General features: G+C 69.4%; 11 protein-coding genes, 1 tRNA gene and 1 pseudogene. 9 read left to right on the plus strand and 4 right to left on the minus strand.

Annotated elements, in window-relative coordinates; genetic code table 11:
* Positions 1–39: 39 nt before the first annotated feature.
* Both G4H71_RS09805 and G4H71_RS09810 read right to left on the minus strand, forming a co-directional pair.
* Positions 40–1,269 carry an IS256 family transposase gene (locus G4H71_RS09805; protein ID WP_072740403.1) on the minus strand — a complete coding sequence of 410 codons (1,230 nt, stop codon included), beginning with the start codon at positions 1,267–1,269 and terminating at the stop codon, positions 40–42.
* Positions 1,270–2,000: 731 nt separating this feature from the next.
* Positions 2,001–2,086, minus strand: a tRNA-Leu gene (locus G4H71_RS09810).
* Between the two features lie 210 nt (positions 2,087–2,296).
* Between G4H71_RS09810 and G4H71_RS09815 the strand changes: the two genes are divergently transcribed.
* From G4H71_RS09815 to pknB, 7 genes and pseudogenes are all read left to right on the plus strand, one after another.
* A complete protein-coding gene (locus G4H71_RS09815) occupies positions 2,297–3,655 on the plus strand; it encodes an FHA domain-containing protein (protein WP_072739751.1) in 1,359 nt (452 codons plus the stop codon).
* A gap of 224 nt (positions 3,656–3,879) precedes the next feature.
* Positions 3,880–4,353 carry an FHA domain-containing protein FhaB/FipA gene (locus G4H71_RS09820; RefSeq protein ID WP_072739750.1) on the plus strand — a complete coding sequence of 158 codons (474 nt, stop codon included), beginning with the start codon at positions 3,880–3,882 and terminating at the stop codon, positions 4,351–4,353.
* Positions 4,350–5,816: a PP2C family serine/threonine-protein phosphatase gene (locus G4H71_RS09825; protein ID WP_072739749.1), complete on the plus strand. Its 1,467-nt coding sequence runs from the start codon at positions 4,350–4,352 to the stop codon at positions 5,814–5,816. The genes G4H71_RS09820 and G4H71_RS09825 overlap by 4 nt, the downstream gene beginning before the upstream one ends.
* On the plus strand, positions 5,816–7,273 hold the full coding sequence (locus G4H71_RS09830) for an FtsW/RodA/SpoVE family cell cycle protein (protein ID WP_072739748.1): 1,458 nt from the start codon (positions 5,816–5,818) through the stop codon (positions 7,271–7,273). The genes G4H71_RS09825 and G4H71_RS09830 overlap by 1 nt, the downstream gene beginning before the upstream one ends.
* Positions 7,270–8,757 (plus strand): peptidoglycan D,D-transpeptidase FtsI family protein, encoded by a 1,488-nt coding sequence (locus G4H71_RS09835; protein ID WP_072739747.1) that lies wholly within the window; start codon positions 7,270–7,272, stop codon positions 8,755–8,757. The genes G4H71_RS09830 and G4H71_RS09835 overlap by 4 nt, the downstream gene beginning before the upstream one ends.
* Before the next feature lie 71 nt (positions 8,758–8,828).
* Positions 8,829–9,392, plus strand: a pseudogene (locus G4H71_RS22890) (serine/threonine-protein kinase); the annotation flags it as partial.
* A gap of 717 nt (positions 9,393–10,109) precedes the next feature.
* The gene (gene pknB, locus G4H71_RS09845) at positions 10,110–12,023 is read left to right on the plus strand and encodes a Stk1 family PASTA domain-containing Ser/Thr kinase (RefSeq protein WP_072739745.1); all 1,914 of its coding nucleotides are present in this window, start codon (positions 10,110–10,112) and stop codon (positions 12,021–12,023) included.
* Positions 12,024–12,089: 66 nt separating this feature from the next.
* Here the strand turns inward: pknB and G4H71_RS09850 are convergent, their stop codons facing one another.
* On the minus strand, positions 12,090–12,743 hold the full coding sequence (locus G4H71_RS09850; RefSeq protein WP_072739744.1) for an aminodeoxychorismate/anthranilate synthase component II: 654 nt from the start codon (positions 12,741–12,743) through the stop codon (positions 12,090–12,092).
* Between the two features lie 20 nt (positions 12,744–12,763).
* On the minus strand, positions 12,764–13,492 hold the full coding sequence (locus tag G4H71_RS09855) for a DUF881 domain-containing protein (RefSeq protein ID WP_072739743.1): 729 nt from the start codon (positions 13,490–13,492) through the stop codon (positions 12,764–12,766).
* A gap of 186 nt (positions 13,493–13,678) precedes the next feature.
* Between G4H71_RS09855 and crgA the strand changes: the two genes are divergently transcribed.
* Both crgA and G4H71_RS09865 read left to right on the plus strand, forming a co-directional pair.
* Positions 13,679–13,942, plus strand: a complete 264-nt coding sequence (gene crgA / locus G4H71_RS09860) for a cell division protein CrgA (RefSeq protein WP_072739742.1) — start codon at positions 13,679–13,681, stop codon at positions 13,940–13,942.
* A gap of 86 nt (positions 13,943–14,028) precedes the next feature.
* The gene (locus tag G4H71_RS09865; protein WP_072739741.1) at positions 14,029–14,505 is read left to right on the plus strand and encodes a PH domain-containing protein; all 477 of its coding nucleotides are present in this window, start codon (positions 14,029–14,031) and stop codon (positions 14,503–14,505) included.
* Positions 14,506–14,539: the final 34 nt, after the last annotated feature.

Here is a 14,539-nt window from a genome sequence, read left to right on the forward strand (position 1 = left end):
GCGTGGTGTACGACGGTCGTCGCGTGACTCCTCGTGGGGTTATGCGGTCAGAGCCGCCGGCGTCACCTCCTCGGTAGGTTCGTGGGTGCCGCGGGACCGAGTCAGCACGTCGAGGCCGAGGTAGCGGCGGCCTTCGATCCACTCGTCATGCTGCTCGGCGAGTACCGCGCCGACGAGCCGAATCAGGGCGGTGCGATCGGGGAAGATCCCGACCACGTCGGTTCTGCGCCGGATCTCCTTGTTGAGCCGTTCCTGAGGATTGTTCGACCAGATCTGCCGCCAGATCTGCTTCGGGAAGGCCGTGAAGGCGAGGAGGTCTGCCCGCGCGGAGTCGAGATGATCGGCTACCGTTGGGAGCTTCTCCGACAAGGCGTCGATCACCCGATCATATTGAGCATGAACAGAATCGGCGTCCGGCTGGTCGTAGACGGAGTGCAGGAGCGCACGCACCCAGGGCCACGAGTTCTTCGGTGTCTGGGACATGAGATTGGTCGAATAATGCGTCCGGCACCTCTGCCAAGCGGCCCCGGGCAGGGTGGCGCCGATCGCCGACACGAGGCCGGCGTGGGCGTCGGAGGTCACCAACCGCACTCCGGACAGGCCGCGGGCGACCAGCGACCGGAAGAAAGCCAACCAACCGGCCCCGTCCTCGGCGGAGGTCACCTCGATTCCCAGGATCTCGCGGTAACCCTCGGCGTTCACTCCGACCGCGACCAGGGCGTGCACGTTCACCACCCGGCCGTTCTCGCGGACCTTCAGGACGAGGGCGTCGGCGGCGACGAACGTGTACGGGCCGGCGTCGAGCGGGCGGCTGCGGAACGCCTCCACCTGGGTGTCGAGGTCCTTCGCCATCACCGACACCTGGGATTTCGACAGGCTGGTGATGCCGAGCGAGTCGACGAGTTTCTCCATCCGTCGGGTCGAGACCCCGAGCAGGTAGCAGGTGGCCACCACCGACGTCAGGGCCCGCTCGGCACGCTTGCGGCGCTGCAGTAACCAATCAGGAAAGTACGAGCCCTGACGCAGCTTGGGGATCGCGATGTCGAGGGTTCCGGCGCGGGTGTCGAAGTCCCGGTGGCGGTAACCGTTCCGGCTGTTGGTGCGGTCCTCGGAGCGTTCACCAAAACCGGCGCCGCACAGGCTGTCGGCCTCGGCGCCCATCAGCGCGTCGATGAACGTGGACAGCAGGCTGCGCAGCAGGTCGGGGCTGGCGTCGGTGAGGCGATCGGTCAGGAACTGGTCCAGGTCGATATCGTGGGCAGTGGTCATCGCGTGCTCTTTCGTCGAGTCGAGTTGGTAGCTCTCTCGAAGAATCACGCGATGACCGCCTACTTTCCGGCTACGACACGCCGGTGACGTCCTGATCCGGCTCTTACACCATCGTCATGGACGCAACCACCTCGGTACGTGACAGGCCCTGCCACTTCTCCGCGACATCATCGACCGAGTTGGTTGGGGGTGAGAATGGATACTGGTGACGAAGCGGAGGCTGCGGTCTGATGGAAGTGCTCTGCAACGTACGGGCTGCGCTACCGACTCAGGCCGAGTCGCCGCGGGCTGACAGGCATGCGACTGCGCCATGTCTGTGTCGTGACAAGCTTAGGGTCGTATCACCTCGAACTCGCGCGCTATCCGTGACGCCGACGCACACCGCGGCAGGGTCTCACCCGTTGCTGGGAGACGTCTCGATCTGAGCTCGCGCAGGTTGCAGTCATATGCGAACGCTGCACACTGCGCGGATCGCCCGGAACCTGCGCGGATGACGCCGTCAGTTGATTCGGTCCGGCCTCGAAGGCTGTTCGACCCATCCGCCGGCCCTCGCACCCCTCCCGGCTTCGCGCTCCCCGATTTGGTAGCCACAGGGGGTGCACGAAGCTCCGGGCGGTGCGAGAGATCCTTCGGCGCCACAAGGACCCTGCCGACGCCGTCCACAACGAAAACGAGGCCACGCGCCAAAGCACGTGACCTCGTCTGTTGCAGTTCTGAGAAGAACCACCATGTGGTGGGCGAAGGGGGACTTGAACCCCCACGTCCCGAAGGACACTGGCACCTGAAGCCAGCGCGTCTGCCATTCCGCCACTCGCCCGAGCAACGCCGGAAACACTAACACAGCGCTTCCGCGCTTCGCGATTCGTGCAGGTCAGGGCAAGGATACCCGAGGAAAGGGCCCGTCGGCGGGAAGACGGATATCATGCAGATACGCGGACCGGTATCGACAGTTCAGACGAGCACAGTACCGTGGGACGAATGCAACCGGTCGGCACGACACGACTAGCGGCACCGAGAGGAGGGTCCGATGGGGATCGTTCAGCGCTTCGAGCGCAAGCTCCAGGGCGCCGTCGGTGACGCCTTCGCGCGCGTGTTCGGCGGGGGTGTCGTCCCTCAGGAAGTCGAGGCAGCGCTCCAGCAGGAGGCGTCGGACCAGGTCCGCGAACTCGACGGCGGTCATCTGCTCGCGGCCAACAGTTACGTCATCACGATCAACAACTCCGATCACGACGCCCTCGCGGCCGACCGGGAACTCACGGTCAAGGCATTCGCCCGCCACCTCGAGGACTACATCCGTGATCAGGGATGGCAGACGTACGGCCCGGTGCAGGTCTCGCTGGAGCCGTCGCCGTCTCTGCACACCGGGCAGTTCCGGACCCGCGGCGCGGTCGACCCCGACGCGGGACGTCCGCCCCGGCCCCCGGCTCCCGCCCGGCCGCAACCCCCACAACCCCCCGCCGCCCCGGCGAACCCCCCATTCCCCTCTCAACAAGGACCGTCGAACCCAGGAGCTGGCCCCATGACGCAGAACTCAGGCTACGACCCCAGCCGCGAACCCGCGGGCGACCGCACGCCGGACCCGCAGTACGCGCGCAACGGTCACGCCCACGCGGGTCAGGATCAGGGGTACGCCGCACCGGGCGGCTACCAGAACGGCTACGACCGCGGCGCGGCCGACTACCGCGGCGGCTACGACCAGCGTGGCGGCGGCGCCTACCCGCCCGGCCAGGATCAGGGCGGCTACTACGACCAGGCCGGGTACGGAAACCAGCCCGCCGGGTACGAGCAGGGTGGCAACTACGACCAGGGCTACCAGCAGGGCTACGACCAGCCCCAGCAGCCCGGCTACGACTACCCGGACCAAGGTGGCTACCAGCAGCCGCAGGGCTACGACCAGGGGTACGAGCAGCAGCCCGCCGGGCAGCCTCGGTACGCCGAGGCCGGGTACCAGCAGGGCTACGACCAGGGCGGCTACCAGCAGGCCTACCCGCAGCAGGGGTACGCCGGCGGTTATGACCAGGGTGGCTACCAGCAGGGGTACGACCAGCAGCCCGGCTACGACCAGGGCGGGTACGACCAGGGTTACGCCACCGGTCACGCGTTCACCGCGACCCTGCAGCTCGAGGACGGCAGCGGCCGCCACTTCCAGCTGCGTGAGGGAAGCAACATCATCGGCCGCGGCCAGGACGCCCAGTTCCGGCTTCCGGACACCGGCGTCTCGCGTCGTCACATCGACATCCGCTGGGACGGTCAGGTGGCGATGCTCTCGGACCTCGGCTCCACCAACGGGACGACGGTCAACGGCGCACCGGTCCAGGACTGGCAGCTCGCGGACGGCGACATCATCCGCGCCGGCCACTCGGAGATCCTCGTCCGCATCGTCTGATCGGTCACATTCCCGGCACCTTTCCGTAGCAAATCGCGACCGCCCCCGATCTCCTCTACGGTCCGACGTGACACCGCGCACGACCTGCATCGTTCGCCGTGTCGCTCTCGGTCCGTATCCTGATCGCTGGGGCGGGTTGCCCCTATGATGCTGCCAGCACGATGCTGGCGGTACGACGGTCGGCCGACGACCGTCGACCGGCAACGACAAGGAGGTGGACGTCCGTGCAGGGGTTGATACTGCAACTCACCCGCGCAGGCTTCCTGCTCCTGCTGTGGCTGTTCGTGTGGACGGTGCTCCGCACGCTGCGCAGCGACATCTACGCCGGCTCCGGCCTGCGCGTTCCGCCGCGCTACTCACGCAGCGCCGCGGTGGGAGCCGTCCTGCCCTCGCTCGGCCGCGCCAAGACCGCCAAGAACCTGGTGGTCACGCAGGGCGCACTGGCCGGCACCCGCATACCGCTCAGCACCCAGCCGGTTCTCATCGGCCGGGCCGACGACTCCACGCTGGTGCTCACCGACGACTACGCCTCCACCCGGCACGCTCGCATCTCCCCACGCGGCAGCGACTGGTACGTGGAGGACCTCGGCTCCACCAACGGCACCTACCTGGACCGCGCCAAGGTCACCACCGCCGTCCGGGTGCCGCTCGGTACGCCGGTACGAGTCGGTAAGACGGTAATCGAGCTGCGCCCGTGACCCTCGTCCTCCGCTACGCGGCGCGCAGCGACCGCGGCCTGGTTCGTTCCAACAACGAGGACTCGGTGTACGCCGGCGCCCGCCTCCTCGCCCTCGCCGACGGGATGGGCGGCCATGCCGCGGGCGAGGTCGCCTCGCAGCTGATGATCGCGGCGCTCGCCCACCTGGACGACGACGAGCCCGGCGAGGATCTGCTCGGCAAGCTCGAGCGGGCCACCCGCGCCGGCAACGACAGCATCGCCGAGCACGTCGAGGAAGATCCCGAACTGGACGGGATGGGCACCACGCTCACCGCGATCCTGTTCGCCGGCACCAAGCTCGGCCTGGTCCACATCGGCGACTCCCGGGCCTACCTGCTCCGCGACGACGCCCTCACCCAGATCACCCGGGACGACACGTTCGTCCAGTCCCTCGTCGACGAGGGGCGGATCACCGCCGAGCAGGCGCACACCCACCCGCAGCGTTCGCTCATCATGCGGGCGCTCACCGGCAACGAGATCGAGCCCACCCTCACCATGCGCGAGGCGCGGGCCGGGGACCGCTACCTGCTCTGCTCGGACGGGCTCTCCGACGTCGTCAGCGACGAGACCATCGAGAACACGATGCGCGAGGGCTCCGAGGACGAGTGCGCGGACCGGCTCATCGAACTCGCGCTGCGCAGTGGCGGCCCGGACAACGTCACCGTCGTCGTCGCCGACGTCATCGACCTGGACTACGGGCAGAGCCACCCGATCGTCGCGGGCGCCGCCTCCACGGACGAGGAGGAAGACACTCCCCCGCCCAACACCGCCGCCGGGCGGGCCGCCGCGATGCGGCCCCCGCGCGCCACCCCCAAGCGGGTCATTCCGCAGGCCGAGGAGGCACCGCCCACCAAGAAGCGCCGCCGGCTGTGGTGGGTGCTGCTCGCCCTCGGCCTCATCGCGGTGCTCGCCGTCGGCGCGGTGGTCGGCCGCACCGTGATCCGGGGCAGCTACTACGTCGGCGCCGACCAAGATCGCGTCACCGTCCTGCAGGGCGTCCAGGGCTCGGTGCTCGGCTATCCACTGCAGGAACCCGACCTGGTGGGCTGCGTCTCCGATTCCGGCTCGTTGACCCTGGTCTCCCCCGACCAGCTGCCGTCCGGGTGCACCGTCCTCATGGTGGACGACCTGCAGCCGTCCGCACGCGCCCAGGTCCGGGCCGGGCTCCCCTCCGGCAACCTCGACGACGCCCGGGAACAGATGTCCCGCCTGGCCGACAACGACCTGCTGCCGGTGTGCGAGCCCGAACCCGAACCGACGGCAGAGCCCACCCCGGCCCCCGAGCCGGCACCCGCGCCCGAGGCGCCGCCCGCCGAGCCACCAGCCGAACCGGCACCCGGCGAGGCCGCACCGGGCGAGGCACCCGCCGAGGAGCAGACGCAACCGGCGCCGACCACGACACCGACCCAGGTTCCGGGTCAGAACTGCAGGACGGCCGGCTGATGTCCGTCTCTCCCTCCGCGCCGGGCGCGCAGCAGTTCCCCAGCCCGCCGGGCGGGTTCGCTCCCGCGCCGATACCGTCCACGCGACGCAACACCGAGCTCCTCCTGCTCGGGTTCGCCGTCGTGGTCACCACCCTGTCCCTGCTGCTGGTCGAGGCCAGCCAGGAACAGTCGATCACCTGGGATCTGGCGAAGTACGCACTCGCCTACACCGGCCTGTTCCTCCTCGCGCACCTCGCCGTGCGCCGGTTCGCGCCGTTCGCAGACCCGCTGATCCTGCCGATCGTGGCGCTGCTCAACGGGCTCGGCCTGGTCCTGATCCATCGCCTCGACCTCGCGGACGAGCAGTCCGCCCTCGCGTTCGGGCTGCCCGTCCCGTCCCCGGACGCCACCCAGCAGGTGTTGTGGACGACCCTCGCGATCGGCGGCTTCGTCGCGATCCTGGTGCTGCTGCAGGACTACCGCCTGCTCGCCCGCTACAGCTACACGCTCGGCCTGGCCGGTCTCGTGTTCCTCGCCATCCCCGCCCTGCTGCCGTCGGCGTACTCCGAGGTCAACGGCGCCAAGATCTGGATCCGCCTGCCCGGCTTCAGCATCCAGCCCGGCGAGTTCGCGAAGATCCTGCTCATCATCTTCTTCGCCTCGGTGCTGGTGCAGAAGCGCGACCTGTTCACCATCGCAGGCAAGCACGTCCTCGGCATGGACCTGCCCCGTGCCCGCGACCTCGGCCCGATCCTCGCCGCCTGGATCGTGTCGGTGGGCGTGCTCGTGTTCGAGAAGGATCTGGGCACGTCGCTGCTGCTGTTCGGGACCGTGCTGGTGATGATCTACATCGCCACCGAACGCGTCGGCTGGCTCGTCATCGGCGGTGGTCTGCTCGCCGTCGGCTTCTTCTTCGCCTACCAGATGTTCGGCCACGTCCGGGTGCGCGTGCACACCTGGATCGACCCGTTCGGCGACTACAACAACACCGGCTACCAGATCTCGCAGTCGCTGTTCGGCCTCGCCACCGGCGGTCTCGCCGGCACCGGGTTGGGCAGTGGACGGCCGTCGCAGGTGCCGTTCGCCAAGACCGACTTCATCACCGCGACCATCGGCGAGGAACTCGGCCTCATCGGCCTGGCCGCGATCCTCATGCTGTTCCTCATCCTGATCGTCCGCGGCATGCGCACGGCGCTCGCGGTGCGTGACAGCTTCGGCAAACTGCTCGCCGCCGGCCTGTCGTTCACCATCGCGATCCAGATCTTCGTCGTCGTCGGCGGGGTCACGAAACTGATCCCGCTCACCGGCCTGACCACGCCGTTCATGTCGTACGGCGGATCGTCGCTGCTCGCGAACTACCTGCTCGTCGCGATCCTCATCAAGATCTCCGACGCCGCCCGGCGCCCGGCCACACCCAAACGCAAGGCGCCGGCACCGATCTCCGACGCACCGACCGAGATGGTGCAGCGCCCATGAACACACCACTCCGCCGGGTCTCGATGGCCGTGATGCTCCTGGTCGTCGCCCTGCTCGCCAACGCGACCTACGTCCAGGTCATCAAGGCCGACAGCCTGCGCGCCGATCCGCGCAACTCCCGGGTGCTGCTCGACGAGTACTCGCGTCAGCGTGGCCAGATCTCCGCCGCCGGACAGGTGCTGGCCGCCTCGGTCGCCACCGAGGACCGCTACAAGTACCTGCGCACCTACCCGGAGAATCCGGCGGCGCCGTCGAGCCCGTACGCGTACGCCCCGGTCACCGGCTTCTATTCGATGCAGTACGGCAGCACCGGCCTCGAACGTGCCGAGGACACCATCCTCAACGGCTCGGACAACCGGCTGTTCGGCCGCCGCTTCTCCGACCTGTTCTCCGGCCGCGACCCCCGCGGTGGCAATGTCATCACCACGCTCGACCCGACGATGCAGCAGGTCGCCTACGACCAGCTGACCTCCCGGGGATACTCCGGCTCGGTGGTGGCCATCGAGCCCAGCACCGGCCGCATCCTCACCATGGTGAGCACGCCCAGCTACGACCCCAACGCGCTGTCCGGCCACGACGGCAGCTTCACCACCCAGGCGTGGGAAGACCTCAACGCCGACCCGGACAACCCGCTGCTCAACCGCGCCGTCTCCCAGACCTACCCGCCGGGCTCGACGTTCAAGGTCGTCACCACCGCGGCGGCGCTGGCCGCGGGCACCACCCCGGACGACCAGTTCACCGCGTCCCCGCAGATCACGCTGCCGAACACGTCGACGACGCTGGAGAACTACAACGGCTCCGCCTGCGGTGACGGCCCGACGGCCTCGCTGCGGGAGGCGTTCGCCCGTTCCTGCAACACCGCGTTCGTGGAGATGGGCGTGGGCACGGGCGCGGACGCGCTGAAGGACCAGTCGCAGGCACTCGGTGTCGGTAGTGAGTTCGGCGGCGTGCCGTTCCCGGTCGCCGACAGCACCGTCGGCTCCATCCCGGACGACGCCGCACTGGGCCAGAGCAGCATCGGCCAGCGCGACGTGGCGCTCACCCCGCTGCAGAACGCGATGATCGCGGCGACCGTCGCCAACGGCGGGGTCCGGATGCAGCCGCAGCTGGTGTCGGAGTTGCAGGCACCTGACCTGTCCACGCTGGACACCGCGCAGCCGGTGTCCGAAGGCCAGTCGCTCACCCCGGAGGTTGCCGCGACACTGACCGACCTGATGATCGGTTCCGAGAACCAGACCGGCGGTGAGGGCCAGATCCCGGGCGTGCAGATCGCCTCCAAGACGGGTACGGCCGAGCACGGCGCCGACCCGCGCAACACACCGCCGCACGCGTGGTACATCGGTTTCGCGCCCGCCCAGAACCCGACCGTGGCCATCGCCGTCATCGTCGAGGACGGTGGCGACCGCGCGCTCGCCGCCACCGGAGGCTCGGTCGCGGCGCCGATCGGCCGCGCCGTCATCGCAGCCGGATTGCAAGGGGGCTGATCATGGCACTGAACAACGGAGCACTCATCGCCGATCGGTACCGCCTGATCCGGCTCATCGCGACCGGCGGCATGGGCCAGGTGTGGGAGGCCGACGACAACCGGCTGGGCCGGCGGGTCGCGGTGAAGGTCCTCAAGTCCGAGTTCTCCTCGGACCCGGAGTTCCTCGAACGCTTCCGGATGGAGGCCCGTACCACCGCCAAGCTCAACCACCCGGGCATCGCCGGGGTCTACGACTACGGCGAGACCCGGGATTCGGCGGGCGACTCCACCGCCTACCTGGTGATGGAACTGGTCAACGGCGAGCCACTCAACGCCGTCCTCGCCCGCGTCGGCCGCCTGGCCGTGCCCTACACGCTGGACATGCTCGAACAGACCGGGCGCGCGTTGCAGGTCGCGCACGATGCGGGTGTGGTGCACCGGGACGTCAAGCCCGGCAACATCCTCGTCACGCCGACCGGGCAGGTGAAGATCACCGACTTCGGCATCGCGAAGGCGCTGGAGAACTCGCCGGTGACCCGCACCGGAATGGTGATGGGCACCGCCCAGTACATCGCCCCGGAACAGGCCCTGGGCCAGGACGCGACGGCCGCCAGCGACGTGTACTCGCTCGGGATCGTCGGGTACGAGGCGCTGTCCGGCCGCCGCCCGTTCGTCGGCGACGGCGCTCTGACCGTGGCGATGAAGCACGTCCGGGAAGCCCCCGCACCGCTGCCGGACGACCTGCCCCCCACACATCCGGGAACTGGTCGACATCACCATCGCGAAGGATCCGGCCGCCCGCTACGCGGACGGCGGCGAGTTCGCCGATGCGGTCTCCGCGGTGCGCGCAGGACGCCGTCCCCCGATGCCCGGATCGACCAGCGGGGCCACCGCACGCGTGCTGCCCCCGCCGCCGATGACCGGCCAGACCCAGGTGCTCCCGCCCTCACAGGCGGCGTACACGGGCCCGGACACCGGCCTTCCGCTCGAGGACGACCCCGACGACCGGCGCGGCCTCACCAGCGGCCAGAAGGCCGTCGCGTGGGCGGCCGCCGGTCTGCTGGTGCTGGCCACGCTCATCGCCGGCGGGCTGATCCTGCTCGACTCCGGCGGCTCCCAGGAACCGACCCGTCGACCGGTGACCACCTCGCTGCCCACGCTCACCACGGCGCCGCCGACGACCACGTTCGTCCCGGAACCGACGACGCAACTGCCGCCGCCACCTCCGGTCACCACGACGCCGCCTCCGGTCACCACCACGACCGAGCCGACGACCACGACGACCGAGCCGACGACGACCACCACCGAACCGACGACGACCACCACCACCACGTCGGAGGAGTCACCTACCACGACCGAGCAAGGACTGCCATGACGACACCGCGAAACCTCTCCTCCCGGTACGAACTGGGCGAGATACTCGGCTTCGGTGGCATGTCCGAAGTGCACCTGGCACGTGACGTGCGGTTGAGCCGCGACGTGGCGATCAAGGTGTTGCGCGCCGATCTCGCCCGGGACCCCACGTTCTACCTGCGGTTCCGTCGCGAGGCGCAGAACGCGGCGGCACTGAACCATCCGGCGATCGTCGCCGTCTACGACACCGGCGAGGCCGAGACCGACGCCGGGCCGCTGCCGTACATCGTCATGGAGTACGTGGACGGTGACACCCTGCGGGACATCGTCCGCGGCTCCGGCCCGATGGCTCCGCGCCGCGCGATGGAGGTCATCTCCGACGTGTGTGCGGCGTTGGACTTCTCGCACCGCAACGGCATCGTGCACCGGGACGTGAAGCCGGCCAACGTGATGATCAATCGCGCCGGGGCCGTGAAGGTCATGGACTTCGGTATCGCTCGCGCGATCTCCGACGCGTCCAGCCCGATGACACAGACCGCCGCGGTGATCGGCACCGCCCAGTACCTGTCGCCGGAACAGGCGCGCGGCGAGCAGGTCGACGCCCGCTCCGACGTGTACTCGCTCGGCTGCGTGCTGTTCGAGATCCTCACCGGCGAGCCCCCGTTCAAGGGTGATTCCCCGGTCGCGGTCGCCTACCAGCACGTGCGTGAGGATCCGCAGACGCCGTCGGAGATCAACCCCGACATCCCGCGCGAGCTGGATTCGGTGATCCTCAAGGCGATGAGCAAGAACCCCGCCAACCGGTACCAGTCCGCGGCCGACATGCGCAGCGACCTGGTTCGGGTGCTGAGCGGGCAGCGTCCCAGCGCTCCGATGGTGATGAACGACGAGGACCGCACCACGATCCTCGGCGCCGTCGGCGGAGGAGGAGGCCGGGGCCCGGTTCCGCCACCCCCGGACACCACCGACCGTCGCCGGGAGCCCGCGGAGAGCGAGAAGAAGCGCAGCCCACTCAAGATCGCGTTGCTGGCGCTGGCGGCGCTGCTCGTCGTCGCGGTGGTCGGCGGCTTCCTGTGGGCCCTCGGCCCCGGGTCACCCACGCAGGTCGCCGTCCCCGACGTCACCGGCCAGAGCGCTGACGAGGCGGAGACGACGCTGCAGAACGCGGGCTTCCGGGTGGAACGCCAGAACAAGCCGGACCGCAACGTCGCCGAGGGCAACGTCATCAACACCCGACCCGTGGCCGGCGTCCGGATCGACGAACGCAGCACGGTCACCATCGAGGTGTCCAGCGGGCCGGAGCAGGTCAGCGTGCCCCGTCTCACCGGCCTCACCCAGCAGGAGGCGCAGCAGGCGCTGGCCGCCGTCGGCCTCCGGGTGGACGGTCAGATCGCGCGGGCGCCGTCCGACCCGGACGACCTCGACAAGGTCATCGCCCAGGAACCGGCGACGGGCGCCGATGCCTCGGTCGACTCGGCAGTGACGCTCACCCTCGGCAGCGGTCCCGAGGAGGTGCGAGTGCCGGATGTGACCGGACAGCGCGAGCAGGTGGCGCGGTCCAACCTCGAGGCAGCCGGGTTCGACGTGCAGGTGGTTCAGGTCGACTCCGGACTGGACCGGGGCCTGGTGGTCTCGACCAGTCCCGCGGGCGGCTCCAACGCGCCCCGGGGCGAGGTCCTCGAGATGCGGGTGTCGAACGGCAGCAACGTCACGATGCCGGACCTGACCGGGCTCACGGTGTCGCAGGCACTGTCCGCGCTGCGCCAGTCCGGCTGGTCCGGGTCGTCGGCCCAGCTCACCCAGACGCAGGAGGCCACGCTGGATCCGGACCGGGTCGGCAGGGTGCTCACGCAGCAGCAGCCGGCCGGCTCGGAGATCTCCCGAGACGCGGTCGTCTCGGTGGGTGTCGGCGCACTGGGCATCCCGCGCTGACGGTACGGCGGGAGCTACGGCCGGGGTTCGACGGCGGGGTCCGCGGCGCCGAGGTGATGGTGCCCGTCAGGCGCCGAGCGCCGTGGCGACCTCGTGCTCGAGGGTGGCGACCAATCCCTCGTCCGGCGCCTCGCCGGCCACGGCCAGCCAGTTCGCCAGCATCCGGTGCCCACCCTGGGTGAGCACCGACTCCGGATGGAACTGCACCCCGTGAATGGGGAGCTCGCGGTGACGCATCGCCATGACGATGCCGCTGTCGGTGCGCCCGGTGACCTCGAGCTCCTCCGGAATGGTCTCGGGGAGCACGGTCAGAGAGTGATAGCGGGTCGCGGTGAAAGGGTCCGGCAGCCCGGCGAGCACGCCCTCACCCGCGTGGTGGACGGAGCTGGTCTTGCCGTGCAGCAGCTCGGGCGCCCGGTCCACCGTCGCGCCGAAGGCCGCGCCGATCGCCTGGTGACCGAGACAGACACCGAGCAGCGGGGTGCCGGACTCCGCACTCGCCGTGACCAGGTCCATCGTCGCACCGGCCCGCTGCGGAGTACCCGGGCCCGGGCTGAGCAGGATGCCGTCGAACTCCTTCGCGGCCCGCGTGATCGCGTCCGGGCCGGTGAGGTTCTCGTCGTCGTTGCGCCACACGACGGCCCGCGTTCCGAGCTGGCCCAGGTACTGGACCAGGTTGAACACGAAGCTGTCGTAGTTGTCGACGACGAGGATCCTCATGTGACCAGGGTAGATGCAGCTCAATCGCCGGTGTATGCGGGGATGGTCAGCTCGTCCGACGCGCTCTGCGTGTAACCCAGACCGAAGCGGGTGGCGTACTGCCGGAACACCCGGATACCCGGCTCGGCGTCGAGGGCTGCCTCGAGCCGGGCCGGGTCACCGATCGCGCTGACCACGTACGGCGGGCTGTAGGTGCGGCCGTGGAGAAGCAGGGTGTTGCCGATGCACCGTGGCGCGGAAGTGGCGACGAGGCGCTGGTCCTGCATGCTCATCGCCTCGGCGCCACCCGCCCACAGCGCGTTGAGCACACTCTGCACGTCCTGCTGGTGCACGACCAGATCGTTGGGCGAGGCGTCGGTGGGATACCGGCCGTCGGCTCCGCGGGGAGCGTCGGTCATGGTGACAGTGACCCCGGGGCCGGTGAGAGCCGTCCGGCCCGCGTCCACGGCCAGGGCGTCGATGTCGTCGAGGACGGCCGCCAACTCGTCGTCCGAGGTCGCGGCGCTCTGTTGCAGGGAGTCCACCTGCGCGGCGAGCTGGTCCCGCACCTCGCCCACCTCGTCCGCCTTGGCCTGCGCGTTGCGCACCAGGTCGGAGACGCGAGTGGAGTCACGGGCCCGGATCTCGTCGCCCGCGGACACCTCGCGCGTGGTGGCGATGAGCAACCCGGCCACCACACAGACGACGAGAACGAGGATTCGCCATCCGGTGCTGCCGCTCACCGGCGCTCCGCTCACCCGTTCCCCCAGCTCTTCGATCTTCCCGCTCGCGATGGTCCAGCTTCCGGCAAACCGGTCACACGTACCGGCCGCCCGACGGCTCTACGTTAGCGTGTACCTACACGGATTCGAGTCGGGAACGGCCCCGATGCAGGACGGGCCACCGCCCGTCGCGCAGAATCCCGATGCCCGCCAGCACGCACGAACGAGGACATCATGCCCAAGTCGAAGGTTCGCAAGAAGAACGATTTCACGTCCCACCCGGCCAACCGCACACCCGTGAAGGTCAAGGCGGGGCCGTCGAGCACGCTGTACGTGTCGGTGATGCTCGGCTTCATGCTGGTCGGGCTCGCCTGGCTCATCGTCTACTACCTCGCCGCAGACCAGCTTGCCTGGATGAACGATCTCGGTGCCTGGAACTTCCTGATCGGCTTCGGTTTCATGATCGTCGGCCTGGTCATGACCATGAAGTGGCACTGATCGCGTGGCACCGCGCCACCCCAATTACACACGTGTGATTCATCCCCATTGTGGAGTAAGCCTGTGGACAACCGGTGGTCGAAGCGATGACTGACGAGTCCACCGCCCCGGCCACGCTGCGCTGGGAGACGCCACAGCAGGCGATCGCGGCCCTCGGCGTCGGTGGCGTCGTCCTGGCCGTCGCGGGGCTCGCGATACCCACCGAACCGACGGGACGACTGCTCGTGATGCTCGCGGCACTCGGCCTGTTCGTGATCGCCGGCCTCGCCGTGCGGCAGCGGCCGCGGCTGGCGGTCCTCGACGGTGCCGCCGGAATCGAATCCCAACGGCTCAGCGGCCGGCGCGTGTTCCGACGCGATCAGATCGAGCGGATCCGCGTGGTCAAGTACCCCCGGCTGGGCCGCCGGGTGCCGATGCTCGAGATCGACGTGCGCGACGACGGTGACGTCGAGCGGCTGCTGATCTTCGGCCGCTGGGACCTGGGCACCAGCCCGCTGACCGTCTTCGACGCCCTCTCCGTGCACGGCCTCGTCCCACCCGATCCGCACGCCGACTCGGCCTGAGGAATCCCACTGCACCACCCCACCGACGCCCCGC

The organism is Rhodococcus triatomae, from assembly GCF_014217785.1.
GTDB classification, from domain to species: Bacteria; Actinomycetota; Actinomycetes; order Mycobacteriales; family Mycobacteriaceae; genus Rhodococcus_F; species Rhodococcus_F triatomae.

Excerpts from the sequence above, each read along its gene's own strand:
- G4H71_RS09805 (WP_072740403.1), bottom strand. The coding sequence starts at position 1,269 with ATGACCACTGCCCACGATATCGACCTGGACCAGTTCCTGACCGATCGC.
- G4H71_RS09815 (WP_072739751.1), top strand. The coding sequence starts at position 2,297 with ATGGGGATCGTTCAGCGCTTCGAGCGCAAGCTCCAGGGCGCCGTCGGT.
- G4H71_RS09830 (WP_072739748.1), top strand. The coding sequence starts at position 5,816 with ATGTCCGTCTCTCCCTCCGCGCCGGGCGCGCAGCAGTTCCCCAGCCCG.
- G4H71_RS09835 (WP_072739747.1), top strand. The coding sequence starts at position 7,270 with ATGAACACACCACTCCGCCGGGTCTCGATGGCCGTGATGCTCCTGGTC.
- pknB (WP_072739745.1), top strand. The coding sequence starts at position 10,110 with ATGACGACACCGCGAAACCTCTCCTCCCGGTACGAACTGGGCGAGATA.
- G4H71_RS09850 (WP_072739744.1), bottom strand. The coding sequence starts at position 12,743 with ATGAGGATCCTCGTCGTCGACAACTACGACAGCTTCGTGTTCAACCTG.
- crgA (WP_072739742.1), top strand. The coding sequence starts at position 13,679 with ATGCCCAAGTCGAAGGTTCGCAAGAAGAACGATTTCACGTCCCACCCG.
- G4H71_RS09865 (WP_072739741.1), top strand. The coding sequence starts at position 14,029 with ATGACTGACGAGTCCACCGCCCCGGCCACGCTGCGCTGGGAGACGCCA.